The 15,869-nt window shown below is 65.8% G+C and carries 18 protein-coding genes; all 18 read right to left on the reverse strand.

All coding sequences use genetic code 11. The features are described 5' to 3' along the window. Nucleotides 1-54: 54 nt before the first annotated feature. The 18 genes from EWH10_RS15485 to EWH10_RS15570 all read right to left on the reverse strand — a co-directional run bounded on the left by EWH10_RS15485 (nt 55) and on the right by EWH10_RS15570 (nt 15,794). Nucleotides 55-1,113 carry an NADH:ubiquinone reductase (Na(+)-transporting) subunit F gene (locus EWH10_RS15485; protein WP_025548020.1) on the reverse strand — a complete coding sequence of 353 codons (1,059 nt, stop codon included), beginning with the start codon at nt 1,111-1,113 and terminating at the stop codon, nt 55-57. Further along, nucleotides 1,113-1,472: a phenol hydroxylase subunit P4 gene (locus EWH10_RS15490; protein ID WP_025548022.1), complete on the reverse strand. Its 360-nt coding sequence runs from the start codon at nt 1,470-1,472 to the stop codon at nt 1,113-1,115. The genes EWH10_RS15485 and EWH10_RS15490 overlap by 1 nt, the downstream gene beginning before the upstream one ends. 51 nt (nt 1,473-1,523) lie before the next feature. Continuing rightward, entirely contained in the window at nt 1,524-3,080 is a 1,557-nt protein-coding gene (locus EWH10_RS15495; protein WP_065847518.1) for a YHS domain-containing protein, read from the reverse strand. 3 nt (nt 3,081-3,083) lie between these two features. Then, a complete protein-coding gene (locus EWH10_RS15500) occupies nt 3,084-3,356 on the reverse strand; it encodes an MmoB/DmpM family protein (RefSeq protein ID WP_065847515.1) in 273 nt (90 codons plus the stop codon). Next, nucleotides 3,353-4,348 carry a ferritin family protein gene (locus EWH10_RS15505; RefSeq protein WP_044661077.1) on the reverse strand — a complete coding sequence of 332 codons (996 nt, stop codon included), beginning with the start codon at nt 4,346-4,348 and terminating at the stop codon, nt 3,353-3,355. The genes EWH10_RS15500 and EWH10_RS15505 overlap by 4 nt, the downstream gene beginning before the upstream one ends. Nucleotides 4,349-4,371: 23 nt before the next feature. Next, on the reverse strand, nt 4,372-4,623 hold the full coding sequence (locus EWH10_RS15510; protein WP_025548028.1) for a phenol hydroxylase subunit: 252 nt from the start codon (nt 4,621-4,623) through the stop codon (nt 4,372-4,374). 295 nt (nt 4,624-4,918) lie between these two features. Further along, nucleotides 4,919-7,468, reverse strand: coding sequence for a TonB-dependent receptor (locus tag EWH10_RS15515; RefSeq protein ID WP_065847830.1), 2,550 nt, complete (start codon nt 7,466-7,468; stop codon nt 4,919-4,921). Between the two features lie 64 nt (nt 7,469-7,532). After that, nucleotides 7,533-8,465 (reverse strand): catechol 2,3-dioxygenase, encoded by a 933-nt coding sequence (locus tag EWH10_RS15520; RefSeq protein WP_025548032.1) that lies wholly within the window; start codon nt 8,463-8,465, stop codon nt 7,533-7,535. Beyond that, nucleotides 8,466-8,912 (reverse strand): GlcG/HbpS family heme-binding protein, encoded by a 447-nt coding sequence (locus EWH10_RS15525; protein ID WP_025548034.1) that lies wholly within the window; start codon nt 8,910-8,912, stop codon nt 8,466-8,468. After that, nucleotides 8,909-9,256 (reverse strand): 2Fe-2S iron-sulfur cluster-binding protein, encoded by a 348-nt coding sequence (locus EWH10_RS15530; protein ID WP_025548035.1) that lies wholly within the window; start codon nt 9,254-9,256, stop codon nt 8,909-8,911. Before EWH10_RS15530 ends, EWH10_RS15525 begins: the two co-directional genes overlap by 4 nt. Nucleotides 9,257-9,387: 131 nt before the next feature. Beyond that, the gene (locus tag EWH10_RS15535) at nt 9,388-9,813 is read right to left on the reverse strand and encodes a tautomerase family protein (protein WP_044661076.1); all 426 of its coding nucleotides are present in this window, start codon (nt 9,811-9,813) and stop codon (nt 9,388-9,390) included. A 15-nt stretch (nt 9,814-9,828) separates the two neighbouring features. Beyond that, complete coding sequence (locus tag EWH10_RS15540; protein ID WP_102999889.1) at nt 9,829-10,602, reverse strand: SDR family oxidoreductase; 774 nt, start codon at nt 10,600-10,602, stop codon at nt 9,829-9,831. 29 nt (nt 10,603-10,631) lie between these two features. Beyond that, nucleotides 10,632-11,678, reverse strand: coding sequence for a 4-hydroxy-2-oxovalerate aldolase (gene dmpG, locus EWH10_RS15545; protein WP_025548040.1), 1,047 nt, complete (start codon nt 11,676-11,678; stop codon nt 10,632-10,634). Next, complete coding sequence (locus EWH10_RS15550; protein WP_025548042.1) at nt 11,675-12,565, reverse strand: acetaldehyde dehydrogenase (acetylating); 891 nt, start codon at nt 12,563-12,565, stop codon at nt 11,675-11,677. The genes dmpG and EWH10_RS15550 overlap by 4 nt, the downstream gene beginning before the upstream one ends. Beyond that, nucleotides 12,565-12,768, reverse strand: a complete 204-nt coding sequence (locus EWH10_RS15555; protein WP_025548043.1) for a tautomerase family protein — start codon at nt 12,766-12,768, stop codon at nt 12,565-12,567. Before EWH10_RS15555 ends, EWH10_RS15550 begins: the two co-directional genes overlap by 1 nt. Next, nucleotides 12,768-13,553, reverse strand: a complete 786-nt coding sequence (locus EWH10_RS15560) for a 2-keto-4-pentenoate hydratase (RefSeq protein ID WP_065846447.1) — start codon at nt 13,551-13,553, stop codon at nt 12,768-12,770. The genes EWH10_RS15555 and EWH10_RS15560 overlap by 1 nt, the downstream gene beginning before the upstream one ends. After that, nucleotides 13,546-14,355: a fumarylacetoacetate hydrolase family protein gene (locus tag EWH10_RS15565; RefSeq protein ID WP_083199059.1), complete on the reverse strand. Its 810-nt coding sequence runs from the start codon at nt 14,353-14,355 to the stop codon at nt 13,546-13,548. Before EWH10_RS15565 ends, EWH10_RS15560 begins: the two co-directional genes overlap by 8 nt. Next, entirely contained in the window at nt 14,352-15,794 is a 1,443-nt protein-coding gene (locus EWH10_RS15570; protein WP_065846448.1) for a 2-hydroxymuconic semialdehyde dehydrogenase, read from the reverse strand. Before EWH10_RS15570 ends, EWH10_RS15565 begins: the two co-directional genes overlap by 4 nt. Nucleotides 15,795-15,869 lie beyond the last annotated feature (75 nt).

Here is a 15,869-nt window from a genome sequence, read left to right on the forward strand (position 1 = left end):
CTCGCCGGTCCGGCCGTTTCGCCGCTTTCAGCCCGATCCTAGCGCAATATCCGGTCAGATGCGCCTGAAAAGCGGACTTCGAACCTGCTGCGCGTCTGCGGCGGAGAAGAATTTTTCGGTGTAGATGTCCTTTTCGAACAGGCGCCCCTGCATCAGCGTGGCAAGGCAGGCCTCGATCATCACCGGCGGACCGCAAAGATAGGCCTTGTGTCCGCGGAAATCATTGTCGAAAGCCGCCCTGGCGGCTTCGTGGACATAGCCGCGAAAACCCGTCCAGCCGCTGTCCGCCGGTTCGTCCGAAAGCGCGGGGACGTAGCGGAAATTGGCATGGGTCCGGGCCAGCGCCTCGAACTCTTCATGATAATAAAGCTCCTCCCGGCTGCGCGCGCCATAGACCAGCGTGATCGGCAGCGTCTCGTTGCGGGCGATCAGGTCGAGGATCATCGAGCGGGGCGAGGACAGGCCCGAACCACCGGCCAGGAAGAGCATGGGCGCCTTCGCCGAATGGCGCACGAAGAAGCGGCCATAGGGGCCGGACAGCTTCACCCGGTCGCCCTCCTTCAGATGCTCATGTATCCATGTCGTCCCGACGCCGCCGGGCACGATGCGGATATTGAGTTCGACGGCGCCGGGCGCATGGGGATTGCTGGCGAGGGAGAAGGCGCGGGTCAGAACCCCCTCCTCCCCCACCGTCAGGTTCACATATTGCCCCGCCTGGAAGCGGATCGGGCGATCCAGCGCGACATGGATGCCCCTGATGGTCGGGGTCAGCGGATCAATGCGGGTGACGACGCCCTCGAAATCCTCGACCGGGATTCCCAATGCGTCGGGGTCTTCCTCTATATCCGCCTCTATGCTGACATCGCTTTCAAGGCGGGCGCAGCAGGCCAGCGCCTTGCCCTCGTCGCGCTCGAAATCCATGAGCGCGAAGCTGGACGCCTCCCCATGGTCGATTTCGCCGTCCGTCACCTGGATCTTGCAGGTGGCGCACAGGCCATGACAACAGGCATGCGGCAACCAGATGCCCGCGCGCAGGCAGGCGTCGAGGATGGTCTGCCCCTCCGCCACTTCCACCTCGTCGCCGGTGGTTTCGATGGTCAGCGTGTAGCTCATCAGATGCCGGCTCCGTTCAGGCCGTCGCGGCCAGGCGTGCGGAAGCGCAACGCATCCTTGTGGCTGAGGCCATTGGCCGCGATGCTGGCCTGCATGTCGGGGGCGAAGGCTTCGCCGTTACGGGTCCAGACGGCGCTGTTCCAGTCGATCCCCGCCCAGTCGGGATGCTGGCCGAAAATCTCCGCCATGGGTCCGGCGATGAAGTGCGCGAAGGGCAGGTCCGGCGGCAACGGCCAGGCATAGGGGCTGGAAAAGAGCAGATGCCCGTCCCAGCCGGCATAGATGACGCAGGCGCCGTGGAAATTTTCAGCCTTGTCGGCCGGTTCGAATTCATAGGTGTCGATGGCTTTGACGGCCATGATGTCTCTCCTGGAATATGATCCCTTCCGTGAGGGCGGTGTGGCCGGCTGTCAGTCGTTGGCCTTTGCAAGGCCGCGCCACAGGGCGAAGTTCCTTTCATCCGTGGACCCGTTGTGCAGGCCGTTGTCGCGGCCATGTTCGATGCGGAAGAAAGCCAGCGCCTCGGCGGCGGGATTGAATCCCTCGGCCGTCGGGTCCGTGCCGGGGCGGAAGGCGTTGCCCTTGAAGACCTCATGCCCTGCGATCTTCGACTGGATGAATTTTTCCGGCTCATCCTCGAAAATGTCGCGGCAATGGTCGGAGCAGAAATGATATTGCTCGCCCTTGTAGTCGGCATGGCGCTGGCACAGTGTCAGCGGATCGCCCGGTTCGGTGAACATCATCGGAATCTGGCAGACCTGGCATTGCATCGGCACGGCCGTCGCCTCGAACGGCTTTCCTTCCGCTTCGCACTTCGCCCAATATTCATAGCGCGGACGGTAATAGCGGTCGAACGTGTCCGGATATTTGGCGGACAGCCAGTCCATGTCCTCCTTCGACGGCAGCCAGACATGGAAGTCGCTGGTGCCGCGCGCCTGATAGAAATGGCACCATGCGATATGGGACAGGTGGTCGCGCTCCAGCCTGATCTGCTCGACGCAGGGCGGCATGACGATGCCGTAGCGGGCGAGATCGCGGAACAGGGCGCCGCAATTCTCCTCGAAATAGATTTCCCACGCCTCCGCCCAGCTCATCACCCGCTTGGGCAGCATGTAATCCTGCATCATCGCGACCAGCGTCAGCAGCCGCACGCCGCGCCAGGTCCATTTGTTCAGCCATTTCTGGACGATGGGGACATTGACCGGGTCCTGCTCCAGCACGAACTTGATGACCTCCAGCCCCAGGGTCATGTGCCGCGCCTCGTCCGACTGGGCGGAAAAGCCGAAGGTCATCGCGCCCATGTCGCCATTATAGGCCGCGCCCGAAATGAAGGGCACGAAGACGAGGTTGGTGAGCACATATTCGAAGGCGAAGCCGATGGCGACGATGAATTCGAACGGGCCGCCAGTCGCCGCATCCTCGAAGAAGCTCTTGGGCACCTGAAGATAGGGCAGATAGTCGTGATGATGGCGGAACTCCGCCATGCCGCTATAATAGCGGTTATAATTGCTGATGGCGTGGATCTGCGTCTGCGAATGGCGCATTTCGTCCAGCGACTGCATCATGCAGGCGACGCGCGGGCCGACGTCCCGGAATTGCCGCCCGATATGGGCGAACCCCCGGTGCGACATATATTCCAGCGGGGCGAAGCCGTTGACGAACAGCTTCACCGTATTGATGTAGCGCGCGTCGGACAGGGTGAGATGGCCGTTGCTCTGAGCGAAGGCGTCGACGATGGCGTAGAGCTTCCGCTCCTTTTCCGCCTGATATTTCCAATAGGCGTCCATGGTCAGGCGGAACGGGTCTTCCCATGCGTCCCAGTCGTGGATTTTGATCCCCTCGAACCGGTCCATCGGGAAGATGTCGTCGATCGGCTGATAGCTCGGTTCCCAGCCCAGGCCCCGCGTCATCAGCGCATAGCGTTCCTTGAGGCCGAGTTTCTTCTTCTTCGTGACGGGCATGTCCATGGCTCAGCGGTCCCAGCTCAGAGTGAAGATGTCGTCGGTCTCGTCCACGCGGCCCGACAGGGAGATCATGTTGACGTGCAGTTCCTGAAGGTCGAAATCGCGGCCGACCAGCTCTTCGATCGTTTCGCGGCGCACGACCAGCGTGCCCGGCGCGGTGATGCGCACCATCGCCGGCTGCGGGTCCAGGCTGGCGGCGGGATTGTCCGCCATGATCGCGTCGATGACATGGCGGGTGTCGTCATTGGCCTGAAGCGCGAGGAAGACGGTGCTGCTCATGCGCGGACCCCCGCCCTGGCGGCGCGGGCGTCGAGCGCGGCGCACAGTTCGTCCATGACGGCGGCGGACCGGTCCCCCAGCCCCATTTCGGCCAGCGGACAGAGCGCCGCGGCGGCGCGCGGCGTCCATTTGGCGATCCACTGGCCGATCAGCGCGGCATTGCCCGCATCGTCGGCACAGGCCGCCTTGATCTGCGCGTCGACCCATTTGCGCGTTTCCGCCGCCCATTCATTCTGGAACTGCGTGACCATCGCCACCGCCGCGCCGCCGCGCTGCGCCAGGTCGCCGTCGACGATCGTCTGGAAGACCAGGGGATAGAGCAGGCCGTCGAGCACCAGATCCTGCGCTACGAACAGTTCGAACCAGTCCTGCTCCACGAACAGGTCCTCGACCAGGCGGCGCAGCGATTGCCAGCGCACGTCGTGCAGCCACGCCTCCTTGGCCGCGTCCAGCGCTTCGGGTTCGGCGAGCAGCAGGCCAAGGCGCGTGTCGAACTGCGCGATGCCCAGCTGGTCCATCGCATAATAGAGCGCCGGCTGGGTGATGCCGGTTCCATAGCCATAGGCGGCGATGAAATCATTGTTCATCGACGCGCCCCAGGCGACATGGCGCAGCGGCAGGATCAGGTCGAGCGCGAGAGCGCGGATGTCGTCGGGCAAAGCGTCGGCCAGCCCCCGCGTCTCCACGAAGTCGAAGGCGGCCTCCGCCGCTTCCTGCTGCCTGGCGCGGGCCAGGACGTAGCTGCCGTAATAATATTGGCGCGGATCGCGGAAGGCGTACCAGTCCGCCATCTTCAGCTTCGTGCGGCTTTCGTCGAAATAATCGTGGGCCGGGTCCCAGAGCGGACGATAATGCTGGTTGCCCGTGGTCTGGAGGCCGATCGTGCCCTCCTGATAGCGGGACGCCGGCTTGTCGCCGCCGATATGGCGCGCGACATGGCCATAGGTCTGCCGCTGCGGCGCGATGGTGACGGTGCGCAGGTCCATCTGCATGGGGTCGGTCTCTCCTCTCTTGCTTATCGGGCTTCGCCGGCGAGCACCCGCGCCAGCCGGGCGTCGAAATCGTCCTGCTCCAGCGGCTGGCCGGTCACGTCGGTCACGCGGTTGACGGCGCAGAATTCCTCGAACGCCGCGGTCGGCATCAGCAGTTCCACGAAGATTTCCGGGGCGCCGATGGCGAAGTCGAATTCGATCAGGCCGTTTTCGCGGCGGTTGCGGACGCGCACGAACTTCGCGTCCAATATGTCGGATTGCGGTCGTTCCGCCATCTTCCTCTCCCGGCTGTTGCCTTGTCCTTTCTGTTTAGCAAGGCCCATGCCAGTTCGACTTTCCCGGAAATCCGGGCTCTTTCGCGCACGCCGCATCGACAATTTTGTCAAGGGCGGGCCGCCGTCGACAATTTTGTCGAAATCGCGCCCGCCCCCTTCCCGCCCAAAAAAAGGACCGCCCGGACCGGGCTGCGGAGGCGGCCGATCCGGACGGTCATGGCAGGCCGCGCGCGGGAACCGTCCCTTGCGCCCTCTGTCCCGCGACGCCCGACCGGCCACGGGAACCCCCTTGTCCTCAGTTGCGCACGCGCAGGGTCAGGAACCATTCGCGCGGGCGGCTGAATACGCCCGAATAGATCGCCTCCGCATTGGTGTAGCCGGACACGACGGCGCGGCGGTCGGCGATGTTGGTGACCCCGGCCTGAATTTCGTAGCGTTCGCCGGGCGCGCGCCAGGTGACGGAACCGTTGAAGAAGCTGCCTGCCGGCGTGGCCAGCACCGGCGTATTCGCCTCGTCATTATAGGTCTTGCTGGCATAGGTCCAGTCGACCCGCGGCGTGAAGCTGCCGATGCCGCTGGTCTCGAAAGTGTAGGCGGTGCCCGCCTGCGCCTGCCATTTGGGCGTGTTCACGAACTTCTCCTTCCCCGTCAGCGGCACGCCGGGCAGGATGCTCTGATATTCCGCGTCCAGATACCCAAGGCTGGCGTCCAGCGTCCAGTTGCGCACCGGGGCCAGGTTCAGCTCGGCCTCCACGCCGCGGATGCGTCCGTCCCCGCCATTGGCGGTGACCGGGGACGACCCGTTCTGGAAGGTGAGTTGGATGCTGTTATATTCCGTGTTGAAGGCCGCGACGTTCAGCCGGACGCGGCGGTCGAACAGTTCGGACTTGATGCCGATTTCCGTCGTATAGGCCTTTTCCGGGCCGAAGGTCGGCGCGGGCAGCTTGACCGGCACGCCGTTGACGACGGTGAAATTGGGCAGCGTCAGGCGCGTGGTCCAGCCGCCGCCCTTGTAGCCCGTGGCGTAGGAGGCATAGGCCATCACCCGGCGGTTGATGTGATATTCCGCGCCGATCCGGTAGGAGACATTTTCGAACGACATGCTGTTTTCGCCCAGCGGATAGACGCGGTAGATGTCGTTGGGATCGGGCAGGACGAGCGCGGGCGGCGCCTGGGTCAAGCGCAGGCCGAAGGCGTTTTCGTCCCGCTGCGTGCCGGTGAAGCGCTTGTCGTCGCGGGTATAGCGGATGCCGAGGGTCAGCCCCAGCCTGTCGGGGATGACATCGATATTGTTGTGCATGAAGGCGGCATAGGATTTGGTGTCGTAACGGTCGTTCGACACGATCTGGATCATGCCGCCGATAAAGGGCACCCGGTCCGCGTGGCGGCCATATTCATGGAAATAATAGCCGCCCAGCACGAATTTCCAGCGGTTTTCCCATATATTGCCGACCAGTTGCACTTCCTGCGAAAGCTGGTTTTCCCAATCCGCGAAGGTGGGCGCGAGCGCGGAGAAGGGCGCGCCGCCGATGTCGGCGCCGAATTTGGACTTCAGCCGGCGATAGGCGGTGATCGACTTGATCGTCAGCGCATCGGTCAGGTCGTAATCGATCTGGCCATTGATGCCGTAATTGTCGATCTTGTTGTAATTGGCGCCGCTGGCGTAGCTGAGATCGGGATTGATGCTGCCGTCCGCGTTGCGGATCACATGGCGGTTGTCATAGGGCAGGTTCTGCCCCGCCTGGCTTTCCAGCGAAGGCTGGATGCCGGCCGGCGACCCGGCATTGCCGCGCACGCCCTGGCACAGGTCGGTCACGCCGGCGGCCGGCACGCCCGCCAGCGCGGCGACCGGCGCGTAGAAGGCCGGATTGCCCGAGATGCAGGTGTTGTAGAGCGCGACATAGGCATTCTGGTTGACCGCCAGCAGCGAGAAGGGCGTCGCCTGCTCATCCACGTTCAGATAGTCGCCGATCAGCCGCATGGTGAGCCTGTCATTGGGCGTGAACAGGAATTTCAGGCGCACGGCGGTCTGGTTCATGTTGCCCGACCGGTCGGGCCTGTCCTTCGCCGTCGTCGGGAAGAGGATCGCGCCGTCCGTATTGCCGTTGGCGGGGCCGCCCGACGCGCCGCCGGTCGCCAGCAGCCAGATCGGGTTGTTGCCGGTATCGCCTTCATAGGGAATGCGCTTCTGCCAGCCGTCGCGATGCTTGGTGGAGAAGGCGAGGCCCATGTGCAGCACGCCCGGCGCCAACGGCGCTTCCAGCGCGCCGCGCACGTCGATGCGATCGTAGCGGCCGGTCGTGACTTCGCCCTTCACCTTCCATTCGTCGCCCGGATCGGAGGTGACGATGTTGAGCGCGCCGCCGATGGTGTTGCGGCCGAACAGCGTGCCCTGCGGTCCTTTCAGCACTTCGACGCGCTGAAGGTCCAGCAGGTCGACATTCGCGCCGATGTTGCGGGCGAGGTAGACATTGTCGACATAGACGCCCACGCCCGGTTCCAGGTTGAAGCCGAAATCATTCTGGCCGATACCGCGGATATAGGTGAAGAGGGTCGAGCTGGACCCGCCGAACGCGCCGGAGCTTTTCAGGGTGACGTTGGGCGCCTGTCCGGAAATGCTGGCGATGTCGGTCAGCCCCTTGGACTGGAGCGCTTCCGACGTGACGGCGGAAATGGCGATCGGCACCTGCTGCGCGCTTTCGGACCGCTTCTGCGCGGTGACGACGATGTCCTGGAGGCCGACATTCTCCTGCGGCGCGGCGGCGTCCTGCGCCATCGCGGCCGATGTCGAAAGGACGAGCGCCACCGCCAGCGCGGACGCGCCGTTCGAAATTCCAGACTTCATGATAAAACTCCCCTTGTCCCTTATGTATCGGCCGCCTTGTCGCGGCCTGTCTTGTCGATGACCGTCAGGTCAGAACGTTCAGAAAGCTCTCGCGCGGCATATTGTCCTGCGAGAAAGTGGCCTTGCCCAACTGGCTGGTGTCCCAGGTCAGCGTCGGCGTATCGGGATAATGGACATAGCCGCCGGTGAAGACTTCATTGCGGTTGCCCGACGGATCGAAGAAATAGATGGTCGCGCCGCGCGTCACCCCATGGCGGTTCACCGACACGTCGACCGGGATTTCATATTTGCCGATCAGGTCGCCCGCGTGGAACAGGTCGTTCACCGAATCCAGCAGGAAGGAGACATGGTGGAAGCGGCTGCCATCCGGTTGCAGGATGAAGGCGATGTCATGCGGCTTGTTGGAGCAGGAAAGGAAGACCGCAAGCCGGGTCTCGTCCCCCTGCGTGACCAGTTCCTCGCTGACGGTGAAGCCGAATATCCCGGTGAAGATGTCCCTGTTCTCGACGATGTTGGGTCCGCCCAGCAGCACATGGTCCAGCCGCACGCAGCGGAAGCCGCGAATATAGCCTTCGTCGGGAATGGTGCCGGGGTTGCGGGTCGGCATGCCGTTGCCGATCTTCTCCTTGTCGGCATAGATGTGCATGACATGGCCCGACGGCAGGGTGAAGCGGATGCGCCGGCCGCTCTTGGGATACACGCCCGGCTCGACATGTTCGACGGCAAGGCCATATTCGGTCAGCGCCGCGGCGAAATGGTCGATCTCCGCATCCTCATAGGTGCGGAAGGCGAAATATTCGACGCCGGGCGCATCGGCCTTCTCCAGGACCAGCGAATACCAGTCATGCTCGTCCGCGACCTTGTAATAGAGCTTGTCGGGGTCGCCCTGATAGGTTTCGATAAGACCCATCCGCTCGCCATAGTGGCGGCGCGCGTCGTCGATGTCGAACACCCTGACGCACACTTCGCCGACCCGGAGCAATCCACGAATCGCCATTCATTCTCTCCCAGAAATATCGTCGCGCAGCATGGCCGCCAGGGCGGCTGCGGCGATGTCCTCGTCTTCCACTTCGCTGCCGCCCGACACGCCGACCGCCCCGATCAGGCGCCCCTGCACCTCGGCGGGACAGCCGCCCGGAACTTCCGTCAGGCGCGGCCGGCGCAGCAAACCGTCGCGCACCGGGCGGGGCGCCCGCTCCAGCAGCGCGCCGAAATCGCGCGTCGCCATTGCGAAGCTGGCAGCGGTATAGGCCTTGTCGATCGCCAGTTCGCCTGAACTAAGGAACGATCCCGGCATCCGCAGATAGCCCGCGAGATTGCCCGCCCCATCCACGACCGCGACATGCACGCGGGCGCCGATCGCCTCCGCGCGGGCGCGGCCGGCGGACAGCATCCGCTCCACCGCCTGCGCCGCGGGGGCGCCGATCTCCGCAATCGCGCTCATGCGGCGCGGCCGACCGGGGCGGCGCCGAAGGATGCGCGCGGCAACGGCACGGCGCGAATATCGCTCGACGGATAGGCGCGGCAGGCCAGGACGATGCCCGCCTGCTCATCGGCGGCGCTCACCACGGCGCGGTTCATATGCCCGGTGGAACAGCGGCCCGCCTGTATCCGGATGCGGCAGACGCCGCACCCGCCGCTGCGGCATCCCACGGCCAGCGCCTTGCGTCCGGACGCGATCATCGCCGCCAGCAGGCTCTGGTCGGCGCGGCAGGGAAAGCGCACGCCCCCTATCTCTATCTGAAACGGCGCCGCTTGGGTCAGGCCTTCAACATCGCGATCGTCCATCCGATCTCTCTCCTGCCAGTCATTCTGTTCTTTTCACCGATCATAATCATGGGGTGAATTACCGACAAATACCCTTTCCGCTCGCCTGTGATACTCCATGCGCATCACCCCTGCCCATCATCCTTGGCCCGTCATCCGGCGCGCAGCGACGCTTCGGACGCGCGCGCCTCGCTGGCGGGAACGCCGCCGATGCTCCACAGCGCGGGGGCGACCGGCATCACCGTGCCGCGTATCAGCGACCGGTCGCAGCCCAGATGGCGTTCGACAAGGTCGGTGAACCCCGCCGCCAGGGCCTGCAACTGTTCTGTCGGGCGGCCTTCGAGGGCGATGCAGGTGAACCAGGGCGCTGCCGCCCCGCCATCGCTGACCAGCCGGCCGCCCGTCGCCCAGCGATGCGCCGGCACGCTCGTGGCGAAAGCGCGCACCCGCTCCAGGGGCGGCGGCGAAACCGTGGGATAGAGCGCCTGCACATAGAAGAACGAGGCTGCCTCCAGCAGCGCGGCGACGGCTTCTTCCGGATATTGGTCCGCCACCAGATGGAATTGCACGATGGGCATGCCGCTTCTCCTTCCTCAAGGCAGGCCGCGCCGGCGGCCCGCGTCCAGCATTATCGCCGCGCCCGCCATGGCGTCCGCCTCCGCATCGAGCAGCATCGCCACGGCCCAGGCGACCTGGCCCGGGGTGGTGAGCGCGCCGATGGCGGATTCGCCGCGCATCGCGTCCAGCTCGTCCGCGACCGAGCCGCCGTTTTCCGAGGCCCGCGCCGCCGCGACCTTGTGCAGCCGATCGGTATCGGCGGGGCCGGGGGCGACAAGATGGGCGGTGATCCCCTCCCCGCCATAGGCCCAGCTCATCTGCCGCACCACATTGGCGAGCGCCGCATTGGCGACCCCGGCGGTGGCGGCATAGGCGGTCGGCTCGAACCCGTAATGGCCGCCGATCGCGACGAGGCGGCTGTGGCGGCGCAGTCGGTCCTCCACCGCGCGCACCAGCCGGACGAAGCCGCCGACCTTGATGTTGCAGGCCTCCACCAGCGCGTCGGTGGGCGCGGCGCGAATGCCGCCCGCCACCGGCACGCCGGGCGCATGGACGACCATGGCGACCGGCCGGTCCAGCCGCGCCCGAAGCGCATCGACCGCATCGTCGGACGCGAAGTCGGCCACGACCGGCATCACCACGCCCGCGCCATGGCGATCGACCAGCGCCTCCAGCGGCTCGCGCGACCGCGCCACCGCGACGACATGCATCTTGCGCGCCACCAGCCCGGCGACGATCGCCTTGCCCAATGCGCCGCTCGCGCCGACGACCACGCAATGGGCGCCGAAATTCCTGCCCGGAACGGACATGCTCTTCACTCCGATCTGAAAACCGGGCGTCAGGCCGAAATCAGCCCGCGCTCCTTCGCCATTGTGAGGGCGGTATCCTCTATCATGTCCTCCTGCCCGCCGATCATCTTCAGGCGGCCCAGTTCGACCAGCAGGTCGCGGGCGGGCAGGCCATATTTGCGCTCGCAATCCTTGGCCGCGTAGAGGAAGGTGGAATAGACCCCGGCATAGCCCAGCGTCAGGCTGTCCCGGTCGGCGCGCGGGGGCTTCGCCATCATCGGCAGCGCCCGCTCCTCCGCGACGTCCATCAGGCGGAAGGTGTCGACGCCCGTTTCCACCCCCATCCGCTCGCACACGGCGGCGAATACCTCCAGCGGGGTGTTGCCGGCGCCAGCGCCGAAACCGGCGGCGGACCCGTCGATCCGGCTGGCGCCCGCCGCCACGGCGGCCAGCGAATTGGCGATCCCAAGGCCAAGATTGTGATGGCCGTGGAACCCGATCTCCGTCTCCGCCTGCAACGCGCCCTTCAACGCGCCGATCCGCGCCGTCACATCTTCGGGCAGCATGTAACCGGCGCTGTCGACGCAATAGACGGTCGTCGCGCCATAGCCTTCCATCAGCAGCGCCTGTTCGACCAGCGTTTCGACCGAGGTCATGTGCGCCATCATCAGGAAGCCCACCGTGTCGAGCCCCAGCTTCCGGCCGAGGCCGATATGCTGTTCGGTCACGTCCGCCTCCGTGCAGTGGGACGCGACATGGACGCAGCCCGCGCCGCAATCCGCCGCCATGCGCAGTTCGTCCAGCGTGCCGATGCCCGGCACATGCAGGACCGACACGGTGGCGTTCTTCATGCGGGACGCGACGGCGGTGATATAGTCGCGGTCGCTATGCGCGCCGCGCCCATAGTTGAGCGACGAACCGCCCAGCCCATCGCCATGCGTCACCTGCAACAGGGGCACGCCCGCCTCGTCCAGCCCGGTCGAGATGGCGATCATCTGGTCCAGGCTGATCTGGTGCCGCATCGAATGCATGCCGTCGCGCAGGCACATGTCATGCAGCTTGACCTTCCGGCCCTTGATCTGCGCCGTCGTCGTCATTGCACGCTCTCCATCATCTCCTGCGCGAACATCTCGCCCGTGCGCGCGGCGGCGGCGGTCATGATGTCCAGATTGCCCGCATATCGGGGCAGGAAGTCGCCCAGCCCCTCGACCTCCAGGAAGATGGAGACCTTGCGCCCCTCGAAGGTCGGCCCGTTCTTCAGCCGATAGCCCGGCACATAGCGCTGCACCTGCGCGATCATCTCTTGCACGGATGCGGCGATCGCGTCCCGGTCCGGCTCGTCGGCGGTCTCGCAATAGACGGTGTCGCGCATCATCAGCGGCGGTTCGGCGGGATTGACGACGACGATCGCCTTGCCCTTCGCCGCGCCGCCCACCTTCTCGATCGCGGCGGAGGTGGTGCGGGTGAATTCGTCGATATTCTTGCGGGTGCCGGGGCCGATCGACCTGGACGCCACCGTCGCGATGATCTCCGCATAATCGACCGGCTGGACGCGGCTGACCGCGTTCACCATCGGGATCGTCGCCTGACCCGCGCAGGTCACCATGTTGACGTTGACCGCGCCGTCGCGCGCCTGCTGCGCCAGGTTGACCGCCGGCACGCAAAGCGGACCGATGGCCGCCGGCGTCAGGTCGATCATCAGCACGCCCAGCTCGTTCAGCTTGCGGCTGTTTTCGGCATGGACATAGGCCGACGTCGCGTCGAACGCGATCTTCACGCCGTCCCTGGCGACATGCGGCACCAGGCCGTCGACGCCCGCATCGGTGGTCTTCAGCCCCAGCTCCCGCGCCCGCGCCAGCCCTTCGGACGCCGGATCGACGCCGACCATCCAGACCGGCTCCAGCCTGTCGGAACGCAGCAGCTTGTAGAGCAGGTCGGTGCCGATATTGCCCGGCCCGATGATGGCGCATTTCACTTTGGTCATCAACTTTGTCCCTGCTGCGCCTTTTCGCCGAACGTCACGCCGGCGACGGCATAATGGTCCAAGGGGGTTTCGTTCAGGATCACGCGCACCTGGTCGGGACGCACGTCCATGGTTTCGACCGTCGCCCTGGTGAGGGCGCGGATGAAGGCCCATTTCTTTTCCATCGAGCGGCCTTCGCCAATGACCACGGATATAATCGGCATCAGTCTATCCTCACATTGATGCTGCCCATGTCCTGAAAGCGGGCGCAAACGATGTCGCCTTTCGCGATCGGCATCGCTTCCGTCGCGGCGCCGGTCAGCACCACCGAGCCGGCGGGCAATATCCGCCCCCGCTCATGGAGCCAGGCGACCAGCATCTGCACGGCGCGGGCGGGATGGCCCAGCACCGCGCCCGAACAGGCCAGCGCCGCCGCCTCGCCGTTGATTTCCAGCACGATGCCGATGGTCGCGGGGTCGACATCATTGGGCCGCCGCATCCGCCCGCCCATGACGAAGCGCGCGCTGGAGCCATTGTCCGCGACGACGCTCGGCAGGTCGAACCTGAACTTCTCGAACCGGCTGTCGAGGATCTCGATGGCGGGCTGGATGAAGTCCGTCGCGGCATGGACCTGATCGATGGAAACGGCCGGGCCGGACAGGTCGCGGGCCATGACATAGGCGATTTCCCCCTCGACGCGCGGATGGATCAGCCCGGCGGTCGGCACCACGCCGCCTTCCGCATCGCATGTGTCGCGCATCAGCAGGCCGAAGCTCGGCACGTCGACGCCCATCTGGATCATCTTGGCCCGCGAGGTGAGACCGGCCTTGTAGCCGATCAGCGCCCGGCCCCGCGCCTGCCAGCGGCGCAGGCATTCGTCCTGCACGGCATAGCCGTCATCGACGGTCATGCCCGGATAATCGTCGGTCAGCTTCGCGATGGTGTGGCGGTTCGACTGGGCGCCGTCCACCCGGTTCGCCAGTTCGGCGATGGCTGCTGCATCAAGCATCGGCGGTCCTCCGGCCGAAGGTCAGGGAACAATCGCCGATCCCGCCGATGCGCATGGCGATATGGTCGCCCTCGCCCACCGGGAACATCGGCCCCAGCGCGCCGGACAGGATCACCTCCCCGGCCAGGAAGGGCATGTCGAGCCGGCCCAGCGTATTGGCGAGCCAGGCGACCGCATTGGCGGGCGATCCCTGCACGGCCGCGCCCACGCCCACGGCCACCTGCTCGCCATTGCGTTCCGCCCACATGCCGGCCAGCGCCAGATCCACGTCGCGCGGATCGATCTTCTCGCGGCCCAGCGCATAGACGCCGCAGGAGGCGTTGTCGGCCACCGTGTCCTGGATGCGGATGTCCCAGTTCGTGATGCGGCTGTCGACGATCTCGAAACAGGCGCGGACATGGTCCGTCGCCGCCAGCACGTCCGCCGCCGTGACGCCCGGGCCTTTCAGGTCGCGTTTCAGGACGAAGGCGATCTCCGCCTCCGCCTTGGGCTGGATCAGCGCTTCGATCGGGACGGTCGCGCCATCGTCATAGGCCATGGCGCTGGTCAATATGCCGAAGTCCGGTTCGAACACGCCGATGGCGTTCTGCACGGCCCGGGAGGTGACGCCGATCTTCTTGCCGACGACCGTCTCGCCCGCGGCGACGCGCCGCCCGATCATGCGGGCCTGGATGTGGTAGGCATCGACGATGGTGATGCCCGGCACCCGGTCCCGCAGATTGGGGACAGTCGCGCCGGCGACCAGCGCCTCGTACAGTTCGTCGCCGTGCCGGGCGATGGCGGCCGCGTCCAGCACGGTCACAGCTTCACGCAGATGTTGCGCAGCTCGGTATAGAATTCGAGGCTGTGGACCCCGCCTTCCCGGCCGATGCCGCTATGCCCGGTGCCGCCGAAGGGCGTGCGCAGGTCGCGCAGGAACCAGCTGTTGACCCAGGTGATGCCCACGTCGACCTCCGCCGCGACGCGGTGCGCGCGCGACAGGTCCCGCGTGAAGATGGCGGTGGAAAGGCCGTAATCGGTCGCATTGGCGACGGCGATGGCCTCCTCCTCGCTGTCGAAGGGGCGGATGTGGCAGCAGGGACCGAAAATCTCCTCGTTCCAGACCGACGCCTCGTCCGCCAGGCCGGTCCAGATCGTCGGCTGCACCCAATGGCCGCCCGAAAGTTCCTCGGGCATGGTCGGCACGCCGCCGCCGGTCACGACACTCGCGCCCTCCGCCACGGCCTTTTCATAATAGGACAGCACCTTTTCGCGGTGCTCGGCGGAGATGAGCGGGCCCAAGGTCGCGCCGGGCCTGAGCGCCTCCGCCTTTTCCTTGAGACCCGCGACCAGCGCCTCGAACAGCGGCCGCTCGACCAACACCCGCTCGGTGCCCAGGCACACCTGCCCGCAATTGAGGAAGACGGATCGGCCCAGCGCCTCCAGCGTCACGTCGAGATCGGCGTCGGCGAAGACGATCGCGCTGTTCTTGCCGCCCAATTCGAAGGACACGTCACGCAGGCCATGCGCCGCCGCCTGCATGATGGCGGTGCCGGTGCGCGTCTCCCCCGTGAAGGTGATCGCGTCGACGCCCGGATGCTGGGTCAGATATCCGCCCGCGCTGTCCGGGCCGAAGCCGTGGACGACATTATAGACGCCCGCGGGCACGCCCGCATCGTTCATCACCTCGCCCAGCAGGGTCGCGGTGCCCGGCGTCTCCTCCGACGGCTTCACGATCACGCTGTTGCCGCAGGCGAGCGCCGGCGCGACCTTCCACGTCATCAGCAGCAGCGGCGCGTTCCATGGGCAGATGACGCCGATCACCCCCTTGGGCTTGCGGATCGCATAGTTGAGCGCGCCCCGCCCGTCCGGAGTCGGCGTCTGGAAGCTCTCGGTCGCGACATTCTTCACAACGTCGGCGAAGATCCGGAAATTGGCCGCGCCGCGCGGGATGAAGGCATGTTCCATCATCGACCGGGGCTGGCCGGTATCGGCCATTTCCGCCGCCACGAAATCGTCGAAGCGCCGGACGATGCCGTCCGCGACGGCCCGCATCAGGTCGGACCGATCGTCCACCGTCAGCCTTGCCCAGGGGCCCTTCTGCGCCGCCCGCGCCGCCTGCACCGCCAGGTCGATTTCGGCGCGGCCGCCCTCATGCACATGGCCGATCAGCGCGCCATCGCTGGGCCGATATTTGGGGAAAGTCCTGCCGGACGTTCCGTGCGTGAAGGTTCCGTCGATGAAATGCTGGAAATGCGCCAACTGTCCTCTCCATGTCGTTGCCTGACCTTCTAACGAAGGATAGCCTTACCCAATAATACTGTTTTATACGCTTTG

The organism is Sphingobium fuliginis (genome assembly GCF_004152845.1).
Taxonomy (GTDB): domain Bacteria; phylum Pseudomonadota; class Alphaproteobacteria; order Sphingomonadales; family Sphingomonadaceae; genus Sphingobium; species Sphingobium fuliginis.

Coding starts and splice junctions, on each gene's coding strand:
- EWH10_RS15485 (WP_025548020.1), bottom strand. CDS start 1,113: ATGAGCTACACGCTGACCATCGAAACCACCGGCGACGAGGTGGAAGTG.
- EWH10_RS15490 (WP_025548022.1), bottom strand. CDS start 1,472: ATGGCCGTCAAAGCCATCGACACCTATGAATTCGAACCGGCCGACAAG.
- EWH10_RS15495 (WP_065847518.1), bottom strand. CDS start 3,080: ATGGACATGCCCGTCACGAAGAAGAAGAAACTCGGCCTCAAGGAACGC.
- EWH10_RS15500 (WP_065847515.1), bottom strand. CDS start 3,356: ATGAGCAGCACCGTCTTCCTCGCGCTTCAGGCCAATGACGACACCCGC.
- EWH10_RS15505 (WP_044661077.1), bottom strand. CDS start 4,348: ATGCAGATGGACCTGCGCACCGTCACCATCGCGCCGCAGCGGCAGACC.
- EWH10_RS15510 (WP_025548028.1), bottom strand. CDS start 4,623: ATGGCGGAACGACCGCAATCCGACATATTGGACGCGAAGTTCGTGCGC.
- EWH10_RS15515 (WP_065847830.1), bottom strand. CDS start 7,468: ATGAAGTCTGGAATTTCGAACGGCGCGTCCGCGCTGGCGGTGGCGCTC.
- EWH10_RS15520 (WP_025548032.1), bottom strand. CDS start 8,465: ATGGCGATTCGTGGATTGCTCCGGGTCGGCGAAGTGTGCGTCAGGGTG.
- EWH10_RS15525 (WP_025548034.1), bottom strand. CDS start 8,912: ATGAGCGCGATTGCGGAGATCGGCGCCCCCGCGGCGCAGGCGGTGGAG.
- EWH10_RS15530 (WP_025548035.1), bottom strand. CDS start 9,256: ATGGACGATCGCGATGTTGAAGGCCTGACCCAAGCGGCGCCGTTTCAG.
- EWH10_RS15535 (WP_044661076.1), bottom strand. CDS start 9,813: ATGCCCATCGTGCAATTCCATCTGGTGGCGGACCAATATCCGGAAGAA.
- EWH10_RS15540 (WP_102999889.1), bottom strand. CDS start 10,602: ATGTCCGTTCCGGGCAGGAATTTCGGCGCCCATTGCGTGGTCGTCGGC.
- dmpG (WP_025548040.1), bottom strand. CDS start 11,678: ATGACGACGACGGCGCAGATCAAGGGCCGGAAGGTCAAGCTGCATGAC.
- EWH10_RS15550 (WP_025548042.1), bottom strand. CDS start 12,565: ATGACCAAAGTGAAATGCGCCATCATCGGGCCGGGCAATATCGGCACC.
- EWH10_RS15555 (WP_025548043.1), bottom strand. CDS start 12,768: ATGCCGATTATATCCGTGGTCATTGGCGAAGGCCGCTCGATGGAAAAG.
- EWH10_RS15560 (WP_065846447.1), bottom strand. CDS start 13,553: ATGCTTGATGCAGCAGCCATCGCCGAACTGGCGAACCGGGTGGACGGC.